This is a genomic window from Clostridiales bacterium FE2011, from assembly GCA_017569305.1.
Lineage (GTDB): Bacteria > Bacillota > Clostridia > Christensenellales > Aristaeellaceae > Aristaeella.
This window is the reverse complement of sequence record CP069418.1, coordinates 1750241-1771065: the sequence shown is the minus strand read 5'-3', so window position 1 is coordinate 1771065 and position 20825 is coordinate 1750241. Positions and strand designations below refer to the sequence as shown.

Annotated in this window: 15 protein-coding genes; 7 read left to right on the top strand and 8 right to left on the bottom strand. The window is 55.0% G+C overall.

The window, feature by feature from the left end:
• Window positions 1–101: 101 nt before the first annotated feature.
• Together JRC49_08075 and JRC49_08070 are read left to right on the top strand one after the other, a co-directional pair.
• The gene (locus JRC49_08075; protein QTE72735.1) at window positions 102–1982 is read left to right on the top strand and encodes a flavocytochrome c; all 1881 of its coding nucleotides are present in this window, start codon (window positions 102–104) and stop codon (window positions 1980–1982) included.
• Between the two features lie 139 nt (window positions 1983–2121).
• Window positions 2122–3378, top strand: a complete 1257-nt coding sequence (locus tag JRC49_08070) for a DUF1015 domain-containing protein (GenBank protein ID QTE72734.1) — start codon at window positions 2122–2124, stop codon at window positions 3376–3378.
• A 216-nt stretch (window positions 3379–3594) separates the two neighbouring features.
• Here the strand turns inward: JRC49_08070 and JRC49_08065 are convergent, their stop codons facing one another.
• The 8 genes from JRC49_08065 to polA all read right to left on the bottom strand — a co-directional run bounded on the left by JRC49_08065 (window position 3595) and on the right by polA (window position 12283).
• Window positions 3595–4323: a helix-turn-helix domain-containing protein gene (locus tag JRC49_08065; GenBank protein ID QTE72733.1), complete on the bottom strand. Its 729-nt coding sequence runs from the start codon at window positions 4321–4323 to the stop codon at window positions 3595–3597.
• A 93-nt stretch (window positions 4324–4416) separates the two neighbouring features.
• Entirely contained in the window at window positions 4417–5133 is a 717-nt protein-coding gene (locus tag JRC49_08060) for an ABC transporter ATP-binding protein (protein ID QTE72843.1), read from the bottom strand.
• Window positions 5134–5135: 2 nt separating this feature from the next.
• Window positions 5136–5996 (bottom strand): ABC transporter ATP-binding protein, encoded by an 861-nt coding sequence (locus JRC49_08055; GenBank protein ID QTE72732.1) that lies wholly within the window; start codon window positions 5994–5996, stop codon window positions 5136–5138.
• Between the two features lie 2 nt (window positions 5997–5998).
• On the bottom strand, window positions 5999–7075 hold the full coding sequence (locus JRC49_08050; protein QTE72731.1) for a branched-chain amino acid ABC transporter permease: 1077 nt from the start codon (window positions 7073–7075) through the stop codon (window positions 5999–6001).
• Between the two features lie 4 nt (window positions 7076–7079).
• A complete protein-coding gene (locus tag JRC49_08045; protein QTE72730.1) occupies window positions 7080–7958 on the bottom strand; it encodes a branched-chain amino acid ABC transporter permease in 879 nt (292 codons plus the stop codon).
• A gap of 79 nt (window positions 7959–8037) precedes the next feature.
• Entirely contained in the window at window positions 8038–9201 is a 1164-nt protein-coding gene (locus tag JRC49_08040) for an ABC transporter substrate-binding protein (GenBank protein ID QTE72729.1), read from the bottom strand.
• Between the two features lie 167 nt (window positions 9202–9368).
• Window positions 9369–9620, bottom strand: coding sequence for a kinase to dihydroxyacetone kinase (locus JRC49_08035; protein QTE72728.1), 252 nt, complete (start codon window positions 9618–9620; stop codon window positions 9369–9371).
• Window positions 9621–9718: 98 nt separating this feature from the next.
• Window positions 9719–12283: a DNA polymerase I gene (polA, locus tag JRC49_08030; GenBank protein ID QTE72727.1), complete on the bottom strand. Its 2565-nt coding sequence runs from the start codon at window positions 12281–12283 to the stop codon at window positions 9719–9721.
• A 144-nt stretch (window positions 12284–12427) separates the two neighbouring features.
• Here polA and rimO point away from each other — a divergent pair, with 144 nt between their 5' ends.
• The 5 genes from rimO (at window position 12428) to JRC49_08005 (ending at window position 20675) form a co-directional block, all read left to right on the top strand.
• Entirely contained in the window at window positions 12428–13744 is a 1317-nt protein-coding gene (rimO, locus tag JRC49_08025) for a 30S ribosomal protein S12 methylthiotransferase RimO (GenBank protein ID QTE72726.1), read from the top strand.
• The gene (gene pgsA, locus JRC49_08020; protein ID QTE72725.1) at window positions 13741–14274 is read left to right on the top strand and encodes a CDP-diacylglycerol--glycerol-3-phosphate 3-phosphatidyltransferase; all 534 of its coding nucleotides are present in this window, start codon (window positions 13741–13743) and stop codon (window positions 14272–14274) included. The genes rimO and pgsA overlap by 4 nt, the downstream gene beginning before the upstream one ends.
• Before the next feature lie 361 nt (window positions 14275–14635).
• Window positions 14636–15739, top strand: a complete 1104-nt coding sequence (gene dnaN / locus JRC49_08015; protein ID QTE72724.1) for a DNA polymerase III subunit beta — start codon at window positions 14636–14638, stop codon at window positions 15737–15739.
• 67 nt (window positions 15740–15806) lie between these two features.
• Complete coding sequence (gene recF, locus JRC49_08010) at window positions 15807–16946, top strand: DNA replication/repair protein RecF (GenBank protein ID QTE72723.1); 1140 nt, start codon at window positions 15807–15809, stop codon at window positions 16944–16946.
• A gap of 303 nt (window positions 16947–17249) precedes the next feature.
• The gene (locus JRC49_08005; protein ID QTE72722.1) at window positions 17250–20675 is read left to right on the top strand and encodes a UvrD-helicase domain-containing protein; all 3426 of its coding nucleotides are present in this window, start codon (window positions 17250–17252) and stop codon (window positions 20673–20675) included.
• Window positions 20676–20825: the final 150 nt, after the last annotated feature.

The window sequence follows — 20825 nt, the reverse complement described above, 5'->3', positions numbered from 1 at the left end:
AAATCACCTGTAGTATTCTTGACCCTCAACAGTTAGAGTTGTATAATTCATTTATGGTAGCAACTATATGAGAATTGTCTGAGGACAAGGAGGAAAATTTCATGAAGAAAAGACTGCTGGCCCTGCTGACCGCGCTGGCCATGGTTTTGAGCTGCGCGTCTGTCATGGCTGAAACCACCACCGAAACCACCGGAACCGCTACGGTTCAGGGCTTCGGCGGAGACATCACCGTTACCGTTACCCTGGACGGTGCCGACATTAAGGATGTACAGATCACCGGCGCCGGTGAAACCGAAGGCATCGGTTCCAAAATCATCAACGAATGGCCCCTGGCTTTTGTGGAGTACAACGGCATCGTGGACACCTATACCGGCGCCACCTTCGCCGGAATCACCCGTGAAGCCGTCATTGCCGCCATGCGCGCAGCGCTGGAAAACGCGGGCGTAAACCCCGATGACTATATGCGTGAGATGGCCGGCGAGGAATCCGTTGACGCGACCATCGACACGGACGTCGTGATCATCGGTGCCGGCGGCGCCGGCATGACCGCCGCCCTGACGGTTTCTGACGCCGGAAAGAGCGTGCTCGTGCTGGAAAGCCAGCCCGCTGTGGGCGGCAACTCCGTCAAATCCACCGGCGGTATGAACGCTGCCAAGACCGCCTATCAGGATGTGAACACCTTTGACGAAGCTGCCGGTATCGAGAAGACCCTGAAGTCCGCGGAAGCCTATGCGGACAACGAGGCGATCACCGCCCTGGCCGCCACCGTCAAGGAACAGTGGGAAGCCTGGCAGGCCAATCCCGAAGGCTACTTCGACTCCACCGAGCTCTTTGCCCTCGATACCCTGATCGGCGGCAAGGGCCTGAACGATCCGGAGCTGGTGAACACGCTGGTCAATAACAGCGCTGCCGCCATTGATTATCTGGATTCCATCGGCATCCACCTGAACAACGTGGCTGCCTTCGGCGGCGCTTCCGTCAAGCGCATTCACCGCCCCGTCAATGACGAAGGCAAGGTTGTTTCCGTCGGCGCCTATACCGTGCCGCTGCTGGAGGCTGCCTGCCAGGGCCGCGACAACCTGGCGCTGCTGACTGACGTAACCGCCACCAAGCTGCTGACCAACGAAGCCGGCGCTGTTGTCGGCGTTGAAGCCCAGGGTAAATCCGGAAACAAGGTGACCGTGAACGCGAAGGCCGTTATCCTGGCCACCGGCGGTTTCGGCGCCAACCTGGACATGGTTGTGCAGTACAAGCCTGACCTGGCCGGCTTCATGACCACCAATGCCGCCGGTATTCAGGGCCAGGGCATCCTGATGGCCACTGAAATCGGCGCTGCCACCGTGGATATGGAGCAGATCCAGATTCACCCCACCGTGCAGGCCGATACCGCTTCCCTGATCACTGAAGGCCTGCGGGGCGACGGCGCGATCCTGGTCAATGCCAACGGTGAACGCTTCATCGATGAAGTCGGCACCCGTGACGTGGTGTCCGCCGCTGAAATCGCCCAGCCCGACTCCTTCAGCTGGCTGGTTGTGGACCAGAAGATGGTGGACGCTTCCTCCGTTATCCAGGGCTACATCAACCGCGGCCTGATGCTGCAGGGCGACACCTATGAAGCCCTGGCCGGAGAACTCGGCATTCCCGCCGACGCCTTCGCCGCAACCATGGAAAAGTGGAACGGCTATGTGGCTGAAAAGAACGATCCCGACTTTGGCCGGACCAGTTTCGCCCAGCCCCTGGACACCGCTCCCTTCTATGCGGTTAAGGTGACTGCCGGCATCCATCACACAATGGGCGGTCTGAAGATTGATTCCCAGACCCATGTACTGAACACCGAAGGACAGATCATCCCCGGCCTCTTTGCCGCGGGTGAAGTCACCGGCGGTGTCCACGGCGGAAACCGCCTGGGCGGCAACGCTGTGGCTGACTTCGTGGTCTTCGGCCGTATCGCCGGCCAGGAAGCCGCGGATTCCATCCAGTAATATTCAGAGAAAAAGCCTTGCGGCTGCCAACCGGCAGCCGCATTTTTAATTGAGAACAAAGTAAAAGCATCTGTGATATAATGCGTTACAGTATAATACGGACTGTCTGATAACATTCTGACCTGAAAGGAAGAAGACCATGTCTTTTGAACGAATCGGAATCCGTCCCGCGCAGATCCTTCTCCCGGCCGCCGGCGTAAAGCCGGAAACCTGGGCCTGCATAGCCTGCGACCAGTACACCTCCGAACCGGAATACTGGGAAAAGGCCTTTGCCGTTGCCGGTGACGCGCCTTCCGCCATCCGGCTGATCCTGCCGGAATACAACCTGAAAAACAGCGAGTCCCTGATCCCGCAGATCCACCGTACCATGGCGGACTACCTGGCCCAGGGTCTCCTGACCCCTGCTGTGAACCCCGGCTTTATCCTGTGCGAGCGGACCATTGCCTCCGGCACCCGGCTGGGCCTTGTCTGCGCCGTGGACCTGGAGCAGTATTCCTTTGAAAAGGGTTCCCTGCCGCTGATCCGCCCGACTGAGCAGACCATCACCGACCGTCTGCCTCCGCGGCTGAAGATCCGCCGGGGCGCGCCTGTGGAACTGACCCATATCATGATCCTGATCGACGATCCGGACCGCACGGTGCTGGAGCCCCTGCAGGCAGCCAAGGCCTCCCTGCGGAAAGTTTATGACTTCGACCTGATGATGAACGGCGGCCACCTGGCCGGCTGGGCCGTGGACAGCGCCGAAGCCCTGGCGCAGGTGGATCAGAGCCTGAACGCCCTGATGGACACCAAGGGAGAAAATCCCCTGCTGCTGGCCGTGGGCGACGGCAACCACAGCCTCGCCACCGCCAAGGCCTACTGGAACGAGATCCGGGAAGGCCTGAGCGAAGCGGAACGCGAAAACCATCCTGCCCGGTATGCCCTGTGCGAAATCGTCAACATCCATGATGAAGCGCTCCTCTTTGAGCCCATCTACCGGATCGTCACCGGCACCACCCGGGCCGCCGTCATGGCTGACTGGAAAGCCTATGCCGAAGCAAAGGGCATGAGCCTGGCCGCGGAAGGTTCCGACCACCGGTTCACCGTCGTCTCCGCGGACGGCGAGGAAACCGTCGCGGTGCTGAACCCTGAAGGCGCAATTCCCTGCGAAACCATCCAGAAGTTCCTGGACAGCTTCCTGTCCCGGCACCCGGAAGCGGGGATTGACTTCATCCACGGCGAAGGTTCCCTGCGCGCCCTGGCCGCAAAGCCGGAGACCGTCGGTTTCCTGCTGCCGGATATCGACAAGCACAGCTTCTTCAAAGATGTGGAAAAGCTGGGCGTCCTGCCCCGGAAGACCTTCTCCATGGGCGAAGCGGACGAAAAGCGGTTCTATATGGAAGCGAAGAAAATATAATCCTGAATAGGAATTATATTTTCAATTCATAATTCACAATTCACAATTCATAATTATTATAAAGTGTAAACTACAAAAGGATCTCCCGCTGCAGTGGTTTCTGCCGGGAGATCCTTCACTTCGTTAAGGATAATACAATCTGAACAATCCCTGATATCCGGGTATCATATGTGATCCAGTATATCGTAATTATGAATTATGAATTGTGAATTCATTTTACAACTCAAACGTCACTTTTACACAGCGCGCAATGAACCCAATCTCATTGATCGGCACAGTTTCCGCCTCATACTGCCGGTCATAGGACTGGAGAAGCACGTTCCGGTCGTCCAGGAGCTTGATCTTGCGCAGGTAGCGGTGCTCATTGTAGTTCATCAGCATGATTGCGCCGTCCACCGGACTGTTTGCCGGTACCGTCAGCACAATATCGCCCTTGTGGATCCGGAAGCCGCGCATGCTGTCGTCCGGAGCCAGGTAGAAGAACACCTTATCCGGATTCGCGCCCTCGATCCGGCCGTTTTCCACCGGAACCAGCTGATAGCTGACCGGCTTCATCACCGCGTTCATCACCGGCACCCGCTTGAGCACGCTCTGCAGCGCGTCCAGCCAGACGCTGCCGGCCACGCCTTCATCCTCTGTGGAAGCCGCCAGCTCCGCTTCTTTCTTCACAGGCTTTTTCGCCTGCACCGCCGCGGCCATCCGGGGCTGTACCTGGGCCAGGTCCACGGTGGCGGCAATATCATCCAGCGTAAATTCCGCTTCATTCTGCTGTTTCAGGCCGATGCTCTTCAGGATCCGCCGTGCCTGGTCATCCGCAATGATCCGCGTACCGGCTTCCACGGCCATGAGATAGCTCTCGCTGACACCACACTTTTTCGCCACCTGCTTCGGCGTCAGTTTCTGCCGGATCCGCTCGGTCCGGATCAGGTCTCCCAGTCTGCTCATACCCTCATCTCTCCCGTCAAAAGTCAGTGCTCACAGTATAGCCGCCGGGCAGGCAAAAAGCAAGGGCGGCTCCCATGGGAACCGCCCTGTTTGTCAGCTTTTGCTTGTTTTGCCCAGATAGGCTTCCTGGATCGCCTCGCTGGCCAGCAGCTCCTCGCCGGTGCCGCTGGTGGTGATCCGTCCCGTCTCCATGACGTAAGCATAATCGCAGGCATGGAGGGCGGCATTGGCGTTCTGCTCAATCAGCAGCACCGTCATGCCGGTACCCTTCAGGGTTTCGATAATCTTGAAGATATCCTTGACCACAAGGGGCGCCAGGCCCAGGCTGGGCTCATCCATCATGATCAGCTTCGGCCGGGTCATCACCGCGCGGCCCACAGCCAGCATCTGCTGCTCGCCGCCGGAGAGCGTGCCCGCCAGCTGCCAGGAGCGTTCCTTCAGCCGGGGGAAGAGGTCGTAAACGTAGTTGATGTCCTCTTCGATGGCTTCCTTGTCCTTCCGCAGGTAGGCGCCGATCCGGAGGTTCTCCAGCACCGTCAGGTTGGCGAATACCCGCCGGCCTTCCGGCACCATGGCAATACCGGTTTCCACGATCTTCTGGGTGTTCAGGTCCGTAATATCCCGGCCTTCAAAATAGATCCGGCCGTCCTTGGGCGGTACCAGGCCGGAAATGGTCCGGAGGGTTGTGCTCTTTCCGGCGCCGTTGGCACCGATCAGGGTCACAATCTGTCCCTGTTCCACCTCAAAGGAGATCCCCTTCAGCGCTTCAATACCGCCGTAGGAAACCACCAGGTCTGTCACTTTCAGCAGGCTCATTCTTCATCCACCCCCAGATAGGCCGCAATCACGACCGGGTTTTTCTGGATTTCCTCCGGGGTACCCTCAGCAATCTGCTTGCCGAAGTCCAGCACATAGATCCGGTCAGAAATATCCATGACCAGGTTCATGTGGTGCTCGATCATGAAGACCGTCAGGTTGAACTGGTTCTTGATGTCCACAATGAACTCGCCCAGCTCGTCCGTTTCCTGCGGGTTCATACCGGCCGCCGGTTCATCCAGCAGCAGCAGGGTCGGATCCGTGGCCAGGGCGCGGGCAATCTCCAGCCGGCGCTGCTTGCCGTAAGGCAGGGAGGTGGCCAGTTCGTTTGCCACGTCCGCCAGGCCCACAATCTCCAGCAGGTTCATGGCCTTTTCCCGCATGGCCTTTTCTTCCTTCATATTCAGGCGGAATGTAGCCGTCAGGAAGTTGCTGCTCCGCCGCAAGTGTGTGCCGATCAGCACGTTCTCAAAGGCTGTCTGGCTCTTGAACAGGCGGATATTCTGGAAGGTCCGGGCAATACCCATATGGGTGATCTTGTCCGGTGTATGGACAACGGGCTTCCGGTCCTTGTACAGGTCGCCGTTGATTCCGCCGTACTGCTTGACCATCTTGCCCTGGGGATGGTTCACCACAATGGGCTTCCCGTGGAAGTCCACAATGCCGTTTGTCGGTTCGTACACACCGGTGACACAGTTGAACGCGGTGGTTTTACCCGCGCCGTTCGGGCCGATCAGCGCGACGATTTCGCCCTGGTTGACCTCCAGCGACAGGTTGTTGATGGCAACCACGCCGCCGAACTGCATGGTAATGTTTTCCAGGCGGAGAACAGGCACATTCGTTTTCACTTCACTCATGATTACTTCCTGCCTCCTTTCGCGCCCCGGCGGGAGCCAAGCTCCCAGAGTTCCCGGTCGCCCATGATACCCTTACGGAAGAACAGCACCACAACCATGATGACCACGGAGAATACCACCATCCGGAAACCAGGCGCCAGCAGCGGAACCTTGAAGTTCCCCAGCACGGTCTCCGCGTCCAGGAAGCGGAGCCACCATTCACTGCAGGCAATGAACAGGAAGGAGGCCATAATGCTGCCGGAAACGGAACCCATGCCGCCGATGACAACGATCAGCAGGATTTCATAGGTCATGGAGCTCTTGAAGCTGTTCGCCTGCAGGGAGCCCTGGTACATGGCCAGCAGCGCGCCGCCGATGCCGGCGAAGAAGCTGCTGATGACAAAGGCCATCTGTTTATGGTGGAACAGGTTGATACCCATGGCTTCCGCCGCGACTTCATCATCCCGGATGGCCTTGAAAGCCCGGCCGTAGGTTGAATTGATCAGCAGCAGAATCAGCCCGATACAGACGCCCACCACAATAAAGGTGAACAATACGGTATTTCCCGGCATGATGTTCTTCAGCGTCGGGTAAGTCTTCAGCAGGTTGGAACCGTTGGTCAGCGGTCCGATGGTATCCCACTGGACAATGGCACGGATAATCTCCGCAAATCCCAGGGTTGCGATCGCCAGGTAGTCGCCCTTCAGCCGCAGCACGGGCATACCGATCAGCGCCGCGAACAGCGCGGCCACAATACCGGCTACCAGCAGGGCGGGAATCACACCGATGGTGAACTGCACCCAGCCGCCGTTATAGTACTGATAGACCGCGGCGCGCTTGGCCATGGGGATGGTCAGGATCGCGTAGGAATAAGCACCGACCAGCATGAAGCCGGCCTGGCCCAGGGAAAACAGTCCGGTAAAGCCGTTGAGCAGGTTCATGGAAACCGCGATCAGGGCGTAAACCGCGCCCTTCTGCAGTACTGTGACGACCATGGACTTGGTCCCCGCCGTGTGCTCAATCAGGCAGCCGGCCGCATACAGCAAAGCCACAAAGACCAGGGAAATGATGAGCCTTTTGTTTCCTTTTTTCATGTTCATCACCTCACACCTTGTCTGTGGTTTTTTCGCCAAACAGGCCGGTGGGCCGGAACAGCAGAACCACAATCAGCAGCGCGAACGTGAACGCATCCGAGAATGCCGTCCAGCCGGCTGCCTTGATCAGATTTTCACAGATACCGATAATCAACGCGCCGATCATCGCGCCGGGGATCGATCCGATGCCGCCGAACACCGCCGCCACAAAAGCCTTCAGGCCGGGCATAGCGCCGACCGTGGGCGTAACCGCCGTGTAGTTGGTGAAATACAGCAGGGAACCGATGGCCGCCATGGCGGAACCGATGATAAAGGTCACGGAAATGACGTTGTTGATTTTGATGCCCATCAGCTGGCTGGTTTCAAAGTCCACCGACACCGCCCGCATGGCCATACCGATCTTTGTATGATTGATCAGCATCACCAGCGCGACCACCAGCGCGATGGTCAGGATGGGAGTAACGATGGTCACCAGCTTTGTGGTGGCGGAACCGATCTGGATCGTCTGGGACAGACCCGGAAGCACCGGATACTGTTTTGCCAGGCCGCCTGTGACATACCACATCAGGTTCTGCAGCAGATAGCTGACGCCGATGGCGGAAATCATGATGGACATCCGAGGCGCGGAACGCAGCGGCTTATACGCCACGCGCTCCACCACAAAGCCCAGCACAACCGTCAGGATAATCACCAGCGGAATAGCCAGGGGAAGGGGCACGGAAGCAACCAGGTAAACCATAAAGAACCCGGCCGCTGTGAAAATATCGCCGTGCGCAAAGTTGATCAGGCGCAGGATACCGTAAACCAGCGTATAGCCTACGGCAATCAGCGCGTACTGTCCGCCGACGGACACACCCGCCAGCAGATAAGGAAGCAGCGTGTCAAACATAAGTTCAACCCTTTCGTGAGGGAATTAAACAGAAAGGGAGGCTGCCGCCCGTTGCGGCAGCCTCCTGGATTTCAGAACCTTATTCACCGACCTTCTGGGTCTTGACGAAATCGAAAGCACCGGTTTCGGGATTGGCGAACTTGATGTAAGCCATGTCCTTCTTCGCGTCGCCGACATCGTCGAACGCGATGGCGCCGGTCACGCCTTCATAGGTCACGCCGGGCAGCGCTTCAACGATCGCCGCGGCATCAGCGCTGTCAGCAGCCTTGATGGCGGCCAGCGCAACATTGTAAGCATCGAAGCCCAGGGCGGAAACCGCAGCAACGATATCATTGCCGCCGTTGTTGGTCATCTTGCCGCTGTCGGCATTCAGCCAGGCCTTGAAGCCGGTAACAAACTCAGCAGCCGCAGCCGCGTCGTCGTTCTCATCAAAGAAGGTGGAGCAGTAGACCTTGATGTCCTTGCCCTTGGCAGCGTTCAGGATGGCGCTGTTTTCCCAGGTATCGCCGGCCAGCAGCGGGAAGCTGATGCCCTGGGCCGCAGCCTGGTCGATGATCAGGGCCGCATAAGTGGTCGCGCAGGGAGCGAACACCACGTCGCAGCCGTTGGAAACAGCGTTGTTGATGTAAGCCGCAAAGTCGCTGGTGCCTTCGGTGAAGTTTTCTTCAACCACTTCACCGCCCAGGCCCTTGAAGGCTTCCACAAAGTACTTGCCCAGGCCCACGCCGTAGTCTTCACCCAGCATGGTCAGCACGTACGCCTTGGTGGCGCCCAGTTCCTTGGCGAAGTTCGCCATGACGGTGCCCTGGAAGGGATCCAGGAAGCAGATGCGCCAGTAGTAGTCGCACAGCAGGGTTACGTTGGGGTTGGTGCAGCTGACGCCGATGGCGGGAACGCCCGCTTCAGCGAACACGTCGCCGCCGGCCATGGAGACGCCGGAGCCGTAGGAACCCAGGACCACGGACACATCCTTGCTGACCAGGGACTGGGCAGCGGAGATGGCCTTGTCGGTCAGGGACTGGTTGTCTTCGATCACCAGTTCCACGGTGTACTCTTCACCGCCGATGGTCACAGTGGGCGCCAGGCTGTTGGCATATTCAATACCAAGAATCTCCTGCTTACCGCCGGCACCGTTGTCGCCGGTAGAGGGCTCAAAAACGCCGATGCGGATGACGTTGTCAGCCATCGCAAAAGCGGGAACCAGCAGCATAACTGCCAAAACCAAAGCAATAAGTTTCTTCATGATACTTCCTCCTTGTTATGTGGTTGACACCCTTGTCTTAAGTTATTTCAGTATAACCATCAAAGCGCCAAAAAACAATCAAAGTGCAGAAGAAAGACAATAACTGCATACAAAAACGGCGGAAAATGCTTTTTACATTCTCCGCCGTACTTTATCAATCAAAATGCTCAGCCCTTCAGGCCCTGCTCCTGCCGTTCCATGTTCTCCACAACGATGTCGTAGATTTCACCGAGGCTGGCACAGTATTCCAGCACCTGCCAGGGCTCATTGGTATGGTAGTGAATCTTGATCAGTTCATCATCGCCCACAGCCAGCAGGCAGTCACCCTTGAAATGGGTGGTGAAGTAATCGTTAATTGCGTCCTCATCCAGGTCTTTTCCCTCGATCAGAAGCTGGGTATCGAATTTAAACTCAAGCATTTTCCTGCGTCTCCTTCCTCACTCTCCGGTCTCTCACGGGAACGGAACACAATGTATCATCTTTATCCGAATATGTCAATTACTTCAACGGTTTCAGCTTATTTTGCGCAAGCCCAGTTCTCGCCTTCGTGCACCTCCGCCACCAGCGGAACCTGCAGTTCAATGGCGTCCTCCATGGCTTCCCGCAGCAGTGCCGCCGCCTGTTTCGCCTCCTCCGGCGGGCACTCCAGCAGCAGTTCGTCGTGTACCTGGAGGATCAGCCGGCTTTTCAGCCCCGCTTCCCGCAGCGCCCGGTCAATCCGGACCATGGCCAGCTTGATGATATCCGCAGCCGTTCCCTGGACCGGCGTATTCATGGCCGCCCGCTTTCCGAACTCCCGGATCGGCGCCTTGGGAGAACGCAGTTCCGGCAGATAACGGCGCCGGCCCATCAGCGTCTCCGCATAGCCCCGGTCGGCTCCTTCCGACGCCGTACGATCCATGAAGCGCTTCACACCCGGATAAGTCTGGAAGTATTTTTCAATAAATGCCGCGGCCTCTTTGCGGCTGACACCGGTATTCCGGCTCAGGCCGAAACCGCTGATGCCGTAGATCAGGCCGAAGTTCACCGCTTTTGCCCGGCTGCGCAGCTCCGGCGTCACCCATTCCGGCGGAACGTCAAAGATTTCGCTGGCTGTCCGCGCGTGAATATCCTCTCCCTTGCGGAAGGCGTCAATCAGCGCCGGATCCCCGGAGAAATGGGCCATCAGCCGCAGTTCGATCTGGCTGTAGTCCGCGTCCAGCAGCACCCAGCCTTCCCGGGGCAGGAACGCTTCCCGGATTTCCTTTCCTTCCTCCGTCCGGACGGGAATATTCTGGAGGTTCGGTTCCGAAGAGGAAATCCTTCCCGTGGCGGTGGCTGTCTGGTCAAAGGTGGAATGCACCCGGCCCTTTCCGTCCACCAGCCGCAGGAGTCCTTCCACATAGGTACTGTTCAGCTTGGTCAGCTGGCGGTAGCGCAGCAGCGGCTCAATAATCTCCGGCGCGTCAAAGCGCAGGCCTTCCAGCACCTCCACCGAGGTGGAATATCCCTTGGAAGTTTTCTTTCCATGGGGGAGATTCATCTCCTCAAACAGCACCTCGCCAAGCTGCTGGGTGCTGTTCAGGTTAAAGGGATGACCCGCGGCCGCGATCACCTGCTCCCGCTTTTCGTCAATCTCCGCCGTATACTTGTTTCCCAGATCCCGCAGGAATTCCGTGTTGACGGTAAATCCTGCCTGTTCCATCCGGAACAGCACGAAGCTCAGCGGCTGCTCGATTTCCTTCATCAGCCGTGTCATGCCGTCTTCTTCCACCCGGTTTTTCTGCCATACCGCCAGGGAACAAAGCGTACCCGCGTCCTCCGGCAGATCGGGACACAGGGCGCCCAGCCGGTAGCTTTTTTCCTGCGGATTCAGCAGGTAAGCCGCCAGCATCGTATCCCAACCGAAGCTTTCCGGCCCTTCCAGGCCGCAGCGGTCCAGCAGGTGCAGCAGCGTCTTGCCGTCATGAACGATTGCTTCTCCCTTTTTCAGCTCCCCTGCCAGCACGCCCAGCACTTCCGCCGGATCCATCCCGGGATTCAGCAGGTCGCCGCCGAGGCTGATTTCCGCGCGTTTACCGCCCTCCCGGGCCAGAGAAACCGCCATTTCCGATACATATACGCACAGCGGTCCCGCTGCCTTTGTCTCATCCAGCCAGGCGGCAATACCGGATACGGACTCAAGGGAGACCGCCGGTTCAAAAGCCAATGCTTCCGGACCTTTCTTCTCTTCGGTTTCCCCGCCTTTTCCCTCACTGTCCAGCCGTTTGATGATGCTGTTCAGCTTCAGCTTCGCCAATGCCGGAATGCCTTTTCTCAGATCCGGCAGGACACAGGAGCTGAGGGTGAATTCCACCGGCGCGTCCCGGCGGATTGTTGCCAGCTCCTTGCTGAAGCGGGCCTGGTCCGCATAAGCCGCCAGCTTTTCACCCAGCTTGCCCTTCACCTTATCCGCGTTTTCCAGCACCTTTTCCAGGGTGCCGTATTCCTGCAGCAGTTTTACCGCGGTCTTGTCGCCGACGCCCGGCACACCGGGAATATTGTCGCTGGAGTCCCCCGCCAGGCCTTTCCAGTCCGTCACCTGTTCCGGGGTAAAACCGTATTCTTCATATACTTTTGAGGGAGTAAAACGGATGGTTTCTGAAATGCCCTTGCGGGTGAACATCAGCTCCGTTCCGCCGCCCACCAGCTGCAGGGCGTCCCGGTCACCGGTCAGCAGCAGGGGCGTCGCGCCGGCCGCAGCACCTTTCAGGCTCAGCGTTCCCAGCAAGTCATCCGCCTCCCAGCCCTGCAGGGAGAAACGGCGGATTCCCATATCATCCAGCAGGGACAGGATGGTGCCGAACTGCTGCCGCAGTTCCGGAGGCGTCTCCTTCCGTCCGGCTTTGTAATCCGCATACACTGTATGACGGAAGGTCGGGCCGTGTTCATCAAAGCAAACCGCCAGGTACTGCACGTTTTCCTCTTTGATCACCTTGAGCAGCATGCTTAAAAAGCCGTACACCGCATTGGTATAAATCCCGTCCGCGTCCATGACCGGAAGAGCATGGAAAGCACGGTGCATCAGGCTGTTTCCGTCCACCAGCAGAAAGATATCCTTCAAGAAGGTTCCTCCCTTCATATCCTCATTCAGTTTCTTCATTATAGTTGATCCCGCGCTTTCCTGTCCATTCCTTTTCAAACCGCCTGAAACATGGTATACTTTCATCTGTATACATCCATGTTTATGAGAGAGGAAGGGCGTTTCATGGCCTATTCTGTCGGAGCGATTTCCCTCGGCTGCAACAAGAACCGGGTTGACACGGAAACAGCGCTCGGTTTGCTGAAGGATAAGGGCTTTGTGATCACAAGTGATCCGGCGGAAGCGGATATCCTGCTGGTGAACACCTGCGGGTTCATTGACCCTGCCAAGGAAGAATCCGTCAATACCATCCTGGATATGGCGGAATATAAAACAACCGGCCGCTGCAAGGTCCTGGTTGTAACCGGCTGTCTCAGCCAGCGTTATTCCGGGGACCTGCTGAAGGACATTCCGGAAATTGACGTACTGCTGGGTGTCAATCAGTACGCGGAGCTTCCGGCTGCCATTGAAAAGGCGCTTGGTGCTGAACGTCCCTGCCTTTGCAATGACGACTTCAGTTATTATGAGCATGACCGGGTCCTGACCACACCGGGATATTCCGCTTACATCCGGATCGGTGAAGGCTGCTCCAACCGCTGCACCTTCTGCGCCATTCCGATGATCCGCGGACCTTACCGCAGCCGGGATGAAAAGGCGATTCTCCGGGAAATCACCTCCCTGGCAGATTCCGGCGTCCGGGAGCACATCCTGGTGGCCCAGGATACCACCCGTTACGGAACGGAAAACCATCCCCATACCACTCTTCCCGACCTGATGCGAAAAGCTGCCGCCATTGACGGGGTGGACTGGCTCCGGGTGCTTTACTGCTATCCGGATGAAACAAACGACGCCCTGCTGGACGTTCTGGCGGAAACAGACAACGTCTGTCCCTACCTGGATATTCCGGTGCAGCATATCAATGCTGACCTGCTTCACCGCATGCACCGCCGGGGAACACGGGAGGATATCCTCCGCTGCGTCCGCGGCGCCCGGGAAAGAAACCTGACGCTGAGAACTTCCCTGATTGTCGGATTCCCCGGTGAAACGGAAGACCAGTTCCGTGAACTGCTGGACTTTGTGGAAGAAACTGAATTTGACCGGCTGGGCGCTTTCGCTTATTCACCGGAAGAAGGAACCCCCGCCGCGAAAATGCCTGACCAGATTCCTGAAGAAATCAAGCAGGAGCGGCTGGACCGCCTGATGACCCTGCAACAGAAGATATCCCTGAAGCGCAACCTGGCCAGGGTCGGTTCTGTGGAACAGGTGCTGGTGACCGATACGGACGGCCGGGGCAATGTCCTGGGCCGCAGCTGCCGTGAAGCTCCCGAAACAGACGGAGAAATTTATGTTTCCTGCGGAGAAGCCCGTCCCCAGCCCGGACAGTTCATTCCCGTCAGGATCCTCTCCGCTGAAGAATATGACTTGAGAGGTAAAATGCTTTGAACCTTCCGAATAAACTGAGCGTTGCCCGGGTACTCTGTATTCCCGCCATTGTAACGCTGCTTCATTTTCCGTCTGATACCTGCCGGATCATTGCAGCGGTGCTGTTCATTATCGGCTGCCTGACAGATTTCCTGGATGGAAAAATTGCCCGGAAACGGAACCTTGTGACGGATTTCGGTAAATTCATTGATCCCGTGGCAGATAAACTTCTTGTCCTGACCACCCTGATTATGCTGGTTTACCTGAAGATGATGCCTGCCTGGATCGTGATCATCATTCTCTGCCGGGAACTGGCAGTGGACGGACTGCGGATGGTTGCCGTCACCAAAGGAAACGTGATCGCCGCCGGACCGCTTGGCAAGTGGAAAACCGCCTGCCAGATGATCCTGATCAGCGCCATGCTGATCCTGAATCTTTCCGTTTATGAATGCTGGCCGCTGGCGGTTTTAGCCGGCATTGTCGTGCTGCTTACCCTGGGTTCCGCTGTGGATTATTTTGTGAGGAACGCCTCTGTTTTGTCTGAAAAATAAAGGCTTCCCGGTTTCCACATCCGCTTTTCCCCAACCCGGTGAATTCACTGAAAACTGTGGATTACTGAACCGGTTTCCACTCCGTTTTCATTCACCGGATCCGGTTATCCCTTTCCGCTCTTTCCTGATCCTTCCCAAAAAGAAGGATTTGCATGAGCTGATATGGAAATATAACAGGAATCCTGTTGATAACCGGTATGCATATTCACATTTTTTCCACCGCAGCAAATGAATTATTTCATTCTTTTGCCGTGTTCTCCACAGTTTTCACATGTTCTATTACTACAACGACTTGTTCTTATATAATTAAGAGCATTCCGCGTTTTCAGACGAAAGAGGTTGAACCGAAATGATCCTATCCATGAACTCTCAGGACCTGCTTGAAGGACTCAACATTGTCACCAGAGCACTGTCCCCCCGTCCGGCAAAACAAATCCTGGAAGGTGTGCTGATCTCAGCTGAAGAGAACCGTGTTATGATGACCTGTTCCGACGGGTCGCTGACCATTGAATACACCAATGCCGCTTCCGTGCAGGAAGAAGGCCAGACGGTGCTGCCCGGCAGGATTTTTACGGAAATGATCCGTAAGATGCCTTCCGGTACCGTGACAATCACGGAGCAGGATCATCGTTCAGCTACCATTCGCTGCATGAAGAACCGCAGCTCCCTGGCTGTGATGAATCCGGCTGAATATCCGGAAATTAATCCGATGAAAACCGGTTCTGCCGTAAAAATCCAGCAGAACAAGTTTAAGGATATGATTTCCCATGTGGTTTTCGCTATTGCCACAGATGAAAGCCGACAGATCCTGACCGGCAGCCTGCTGGAAGTGAACCGCAGTGAAGCCCGGCTGGTTGCGCTGGATGGATTCCGGCTGGCAATGTATAAGCTGTTCCAGCCCTTTGAACTGCCGGCAGGCGTTGACGTGGTCAGCGCCGTCATTCCCGGTAAGGTACTGAATGAACTGACCAAGATTCTTCCGGATGATGATGCGTTCTGCACGCTGCTGGTGGATAAGGGAAGAATGCAGTGCACCTTTGGCAATATCCGCCTGTCCAGTGTTCTGCTGGCCGGTGAATATATTGATTACCGCCGCATTCTGCCTTCTGATTTCAAGACGGAAGCGCTGGCAAACAAGAGCAACGTCCAGGACGCTATTGAACGCGCAAGCCTGATGGCCCGTGAAGGAAAAAATAACCTGATCAAGATGAGCTTCCGTGATGACGTCCTGAAAATTTCTTCCAATGCTGAACTGGGTGATGTGGAAGAAGAAATGGAAGCTTCCCTGAACGGTGAACCCATTGATATTGCTTTCAATGCAAGATACATTACGGATGTGATCAGGAATGTTCCGGATGAGGAGCTGTGCATGAAATTCAATTCCAGCGTCAGCCCCTGTGTGGTTGTTCCTCAGAAGGGCAATGACTATCTCTACCTGATTCTGCCGGTACGTGTTTTCCAGTAAGATAAAGGATATCATCTGAAAACGGCTGTCCGGATTCCGGATCATGCCGTTTTCTGTTTTAAAAAAGATGCTGATAGAAGAACTGAAACTGAAAAACTTCAGAAATTACAGCGAGCTGACACTTCACCCCCATCCCGGCGTCAATCTGTATTTCGGAAGGAACGGATCCGGCAAGACGAATCTGCTGGAAGCGATTCACTATTGCTCACTGGGCCGTTCTCACCGGATTTCAAATGATGCCAACGCGGTCAAAAACGGTGAAGCGTTTGCTCTTTCTTCTGTCTCCATCCGCAATTCATTAGGCCAGCGTGAAATCGCCGTACGCTTTCATCCTGATGAAACACAGAAAAAGTCCATCCTGCTGGACGGAAAAAAGATTGCGAAGTTTTCCGATATGATGGGCTGCCTGCGCTGCGTCATCTTTTCACCTGAAGATCTCGGATTGATCAAGGAAGGACCGTCCCTGCGGAGACGGTACCTGGATATGATGATCAGCCAGATCAACAGGGGATATTTCATTGCCCTCCAGCAATACCGGACCTGCATGGATCAGCGGAATGCCCTGATCCGGAACCTGCGGGCAAACTCCTATGCTGATACTTCCATGCTTTCAGCTTTTGAGGAAACAATGGCTGCTCCTGCAGCGGTGATTATCCGTGAAAGGAGGAGAATCGTTTCGCTCTTATCTGAATGCGCACGGGAAACATATCAGCGGGTTTCGGATACAGATGAGATTTTCCGTCTGGCATATCATTCCTCTGTAAAGGAAGAAACAGAAATAGAGGAAGTCCTCTGCCGCCTCTTCAGGGAAAACAGGGAGGACGATATCCGGATGGGATTTACTTCTGTCGGTCCACACAGGGATGACCTGATCCTGACGCTGAATAAGAACCAGATGAAACAGTTTGCCAGCCAGGGACAGATCCGGACAGCCGCTCTAAGCATGAAATTATCCCAGATGCAGATCCTGAGGGATCAGAGCGGCGAAGAGCCGGTACTCCTCCTGGATGACGTGATGAGCGAACTGGACCGGAAACGCCGGGCCTGCCTGATCGGTGAAATCAGCTCCTTCCAGACTTTTATCACCTGTGCTGACCGGGATGACGTGGACTGTGAAAAAGTGGATAAGATGTGGATGGTTTCAGCTGACGCAGGCGAGGCAAAGGTAGAAGAAATTCAGAATTCAGAATTCAGAATTCAGAATTAAATGTTTACGATACTTATATATTATGGTTTGTATATATACAGCTGAATGTTTCACGTGAAACATTCAGCATGAATCATTGATCTATAAGGATATAACCAGGATGTTATAAAACTCGACAATTGGCTACACAACAGATTTAGGTAAAAGTAGGTTATAGATGATATTGTTTCACGTGAAACAATAAGGTAAACTGGTTTAATAATAAAGGTTGCAGGGAACAGATGAAACCAATGTCATGAGGACACAGTATATATAATTCTGAATTCTTAATTCTGAATTCTGAATTATAAAATCGGAGATTTTATGATGTGGACAGAAGACCAGCAAAGGGTGATCAGTTCCTCTTCGCAGAAGCTGATCTGTTCCGCTGCGGCCGGCAGCGGTAAAACTGCTGTCATGATTGAAAGAATTGTGAGGCTGATCCGGGAAGGAGCAGACCCTTTTTCTTTTCTGGTGATTACCTTTACCAACGCTGCTGCCGCGGAAATGAAGGAAAAGATCCGGAAACGGCTGCTGGCGGAAAGAAAGGATCCGATCATAGCTTCAGCTGCGGAAAAAGCGTCTGCCATGGAAATCTGCACGATCCATGCCTTCTGCCAGCATCTGATCCGGCAGGAGTTCCAGATTGTCGGAGTGGATCCTTTCTTCCAGATCAGTACCGGCGCCCAGCGGGAACAGTTGTTCGCGGATGCTTTCCGCCAGGCATGCAACAAACTGAGGGATGAAGAAGATGCAGATTACCTGTCCTTCATCCGGCAGTATGAACCGGGAGAAGCCAGGACAATTGTCACAACGGTCTGGGGCTTTATTATGAGTCTTCCTGATCCCTTCGGCTGGCTGAAAACGAAGGCTGAGGACGTTCCGCTGTATGTGGACCGGGATCATCCCTGGTTCCGGACGGTATCCCGGATGGTCAATGAAAAAATCCTGCGGCTTCAGATTATCCTGAGGCAGCAGGCGGATATGTTTGATGAATATGAAAAACAGGAAGCTTACCGTCCTGTCTTTATTGAGGATCAGAAACGGGTGGAGACGCTTTGCCGCTGGAGAGACGGAGAAGATATCAGCCGTGACGAACTGGAAAAAGGTTTCTGCAAAGCTCCGGTTCTGAGAAACCTGAATGACCGGGAGATTGACTGGAAAGAACGGTACCAGAATTACCGGAAACAGCTGAAGGATATCTGCAGCGAACTGCAAACCTGGATTCTGCCGGATCATGAGAAAATCACAAGGGAGTTTACGGAAATCCGAAATTCCCTGCGAGGCCTTGCGAGAATTACGGAAGAAACCCATCTGGCCTATGAAAAGAATAAAGCCCGAGCCTGTGTGCTGGATTTTACCGATCTGGAACATAAAGCCCTGGCAATTCTTCAGGACGAAACAGTCAGGGAATCGGTCCGGAGCCGTTATCAGCGGATATTTGTGGATGAATGCCAGGACGTTTCCTCTGTCCAGGATGCTTTGATCCAGGCGCTGGCCGGAGAAAAAAATACCCTGTTTATGGTCGGGGATGTAAAGCAGAGCATCTATCGATTCCGCCAGGCCAATCCGAAGCTGTTTCTTTCCCGGATTACGGATCAGGGACCGGACGCGGGAGAGTGTATTTTCCTGCAGGAAAACTTCCGTTCCCGTCCGGAAGTCCTGGAAACAGCCAATATCATTTTCCGGGACGTCATGCGGAAAGAGGCTGCGGACCTTGAATATGCGCCGTCGGATGAGCTGCGGGCCGGCCGCACTGACTGTGAAGGTCATGTACCCGTGATGGTGGATCTGCTGAATGTGGGCGAGGAGCAGACACGACTGGAAGCTGTCGCGAATCATACGGCGGAACAGATCCGGCAAATGACTGAGGAAAAGAAGTACAGATATAAGGATATGATGATCCTGATGCCGGAGGTCAGCACCGACGGACCGAAACTGACGGATCTGCTGAAGGAACGGGGCATTCCTGTCTTCTTTGATGGAAAAGGCGGCTTCTTTGAACAGCAGGAAGTAATCGTTTTCCGCAACCTGCTGATGTTGGTGGATAATCCCCATCTGGATCTTCCCCTGCTGACCGCTCTGGTGAATCCGCCCTTTGACTTTACGGAAGAAGAACTGAGTCATATCCGCCTGAAGTATACCGGCAAAAAGAAGCCGTTCTGGCAGGCCTTTGAGATGATGTCGGAAGAAAAGAGCCCGCTGGGAATGAAATGCCGGGAGGTAAAGGAAAAGCTGGAGGGCTGGCGTTTCCTGGCACCGCGGACACAGCTTTCAGATTTTCTCTGGTATCTGCTGGAGGATACGCTCCTGTGCGCAATTTACGGAGCGTCGGATCACGGAAATGCTGCCAAAAAGAACCTCAGAAGCCTCTGTCTTCAGGCGGAGCAGGCAGCGGATCATGGCATATACAGCTTGAGGGATTTCCTGAACTTCCTGTCTGAGCAGGCGTCCGGCGGTGAAATGCAGGCCGCTTCGGCTTTGGGGAATGACGATGACCTGGTCCGGATTATGACTATGCATAAATCAAAAGGCCTGCAGTTTCCGGTTGTGTTCTGCCTGGGGCTGGATAAGGGCCTGAAGGGCAGAGCCGGAGAACGCGTCCAGCTGGACGAGGAGCTGGGCCTGTGCCTGCGCTACAAGGTTCCGGAGTGGCGCCTGTGCCGGAAAACGGCTGCCGATGAAATCTTCACATGGAAAAAAGACCATGACGTGAAAGCGGAAAAAATTTGTCTTCTCTATGTGGCAATCACCCGGGCACAGGAAAAATTGTTCCTGGTCGGAACGGATACTGACCGGCCGATCTGGTACATGCTTCCCGGGGACCACAGAACGCTGGCTGCCTCAGATTACCTGGATCTGATTATGCCTGCACTGATGGATGACGACAAGAAATCCACAAGCTTTGCACAGGCTTCAAAGCCTTATAAAATAAGGATTTTTGATAGTATTCAACAGAAAACTGTGGAAAGACCTGAAGTTATCCACAACCTGAAATCATGGGTTGAAACCTTACTTTCTGCACCGCCTGTGGATGAACTGTGGAAGAATGATTCTGATCAAAATTTGCTTCCGGAAGACGAAAACCGGTTGAAAAAATACTCCGTCACAGCATTGCTCCGGAATGCACGTAACCGTATCTTCCTGGAGGATGAGGAACAGACGCCGGAAGAGAAGCGGACGCCGGATTATGTGGAGCGGATGCTCCGGAAGTATGAGACGGGCAGCAGGCCATCGTTTATGGATCCTGTAAAGGAAGCGGGAGGCGCGGCCAGGGGTACGGTAATCCACCGTTTCCTGTCCCTTGTGAACCTGGATGCCATGAGGCAGGAGGGCGGAACGGATGCTGAACAGCTGATCGCTGTAAGGGACAGGCTGGTCAGTGAACAGGTATTTACACCGGAAGAAGCGGCGTGGATCCGTCCGGAAATTATCAGCAGGTTTTTTGCTTCCGAAATCGGGAAACGGATGCTGGCCAGTCCGGAAGTCCACAGGGAATGGGATTTCAACCTGTATGTGCAGGAACGAGGTATGATTGTGCAGGGAATGATCGACTGTGCCTTCCGGGAAGGCGACGGATGGATCCTGCTGGACTACAAAACGGACCATATCGAAAATGAAGAAGAGTTTATGGAGGAGTATCGTCCCCAGCTTGAGTGGTATGCTGTCGCACTGCGGGAACTGACCGGTAAACCGGTCCGGGAGAGCTGGCTTTATGCCCTGTCTGTGGATAAAGCTTACAGGCTGTAAAGATCTGGAAACGACTCCCGGATCCTTATACACAATTTACACAGGTTATCCACAACCTGCAAAGCCTTATATCATTGGACATCAAAAAACACCGATCCGGAAAAGTGAGGAAAATCAACACTTTCATGGATCGGTGTTATTAATGAACAG

What these genes read in the sequence shown, in the direction of transcription:
- JRC49_08055 (QTE72732.1), bottom strand. Translation starts at nt 5,996, where the DNA reads ATGAGTGAAGTGAAAACGAATGTGCCTGTTCTCCGCCTGGAAAACATT.
- JRC49_08045 (QTE72730.1), bottom strand. Translation starts at nt 7,958, where the DNA reads ATGTTTGACACGCTGCTTCCTTATCTGCTGGCGGGTGTGTCCGTCGGC.
- recF (QTE72723.1), top strand. Translation starts at nt 15,807, where the DNA reads ATGCTGATAGAAGAACTGAAACTGAAAAACTTCAGAAATTACAGCGAG.
- JRC49_08070 (QTE72734.1), top strand. Translation starts at nt 2,122, where the DNA reads ATGTCTTTTGAACGAATCGGAATCCGTCCCGCGCAGATCCTTCTCCCG.
- JRC49_08065 (QTE72733.1), bottom strand. Translation starts at nt 4,323, where the DNA reads ATGAGCAGACTGGGAGACCTGATCCGGACCGAGCGGATCCGGCAGAAA.
- JRC49_08005 (QTE72722.1), top strand. Translation starts at nt 17,250, where the DNA reads ATGATGTGGACAGAAGACCAGCAAAGGGTGATCAGTTCCTCTTCGCAG.
- JRC49_08050 (QTE72731.1), bottom strand. Translation starts at nt 7,075, where the DNA reads ATGAACATGAAAAAAGGAAACAAAAGGCTCATCATTTCCCTGGTCTTT.
- dnaN (QTE72724.1), top strand. Translation starts at nt 14,636, where the DNA reads ATGAACTCTCAGGACCTGCTTGAAGGACTCAACATTGTCACCAGAGCA.
- JRC49_08040 (QTE72729.1), bottom strand. Translation starts at nt 9,201, where the DNA reads ATGAAGAAACTTATTGCTTTGGTTTTGGCAGTTATGCTGCTGGTTCCC.
- JRC49_08035 (QTE72728.1), bottom strand. Translation starts at nt 9,620, where the DNA reads ATGCTTGAGTTTAAATTCGATACCCAGCTTCTGATCGAGGGAAAAGAC.
- rimO (QTE72726.1), top strand. Translation starts at nt 12,428, where the DNA reads ATGGCCTATTCTGTCGGAGCGATTTCCCTCGGCTGCAACAAGAACCGG.
- JRC49_08075 (QTE72735.1), top strand. Translation starts at nt 102, where the DNA reads ATGAAGAAAAGACTGCTGGCCCTGCTGACCGCGCTGGCCATGGTTTTG.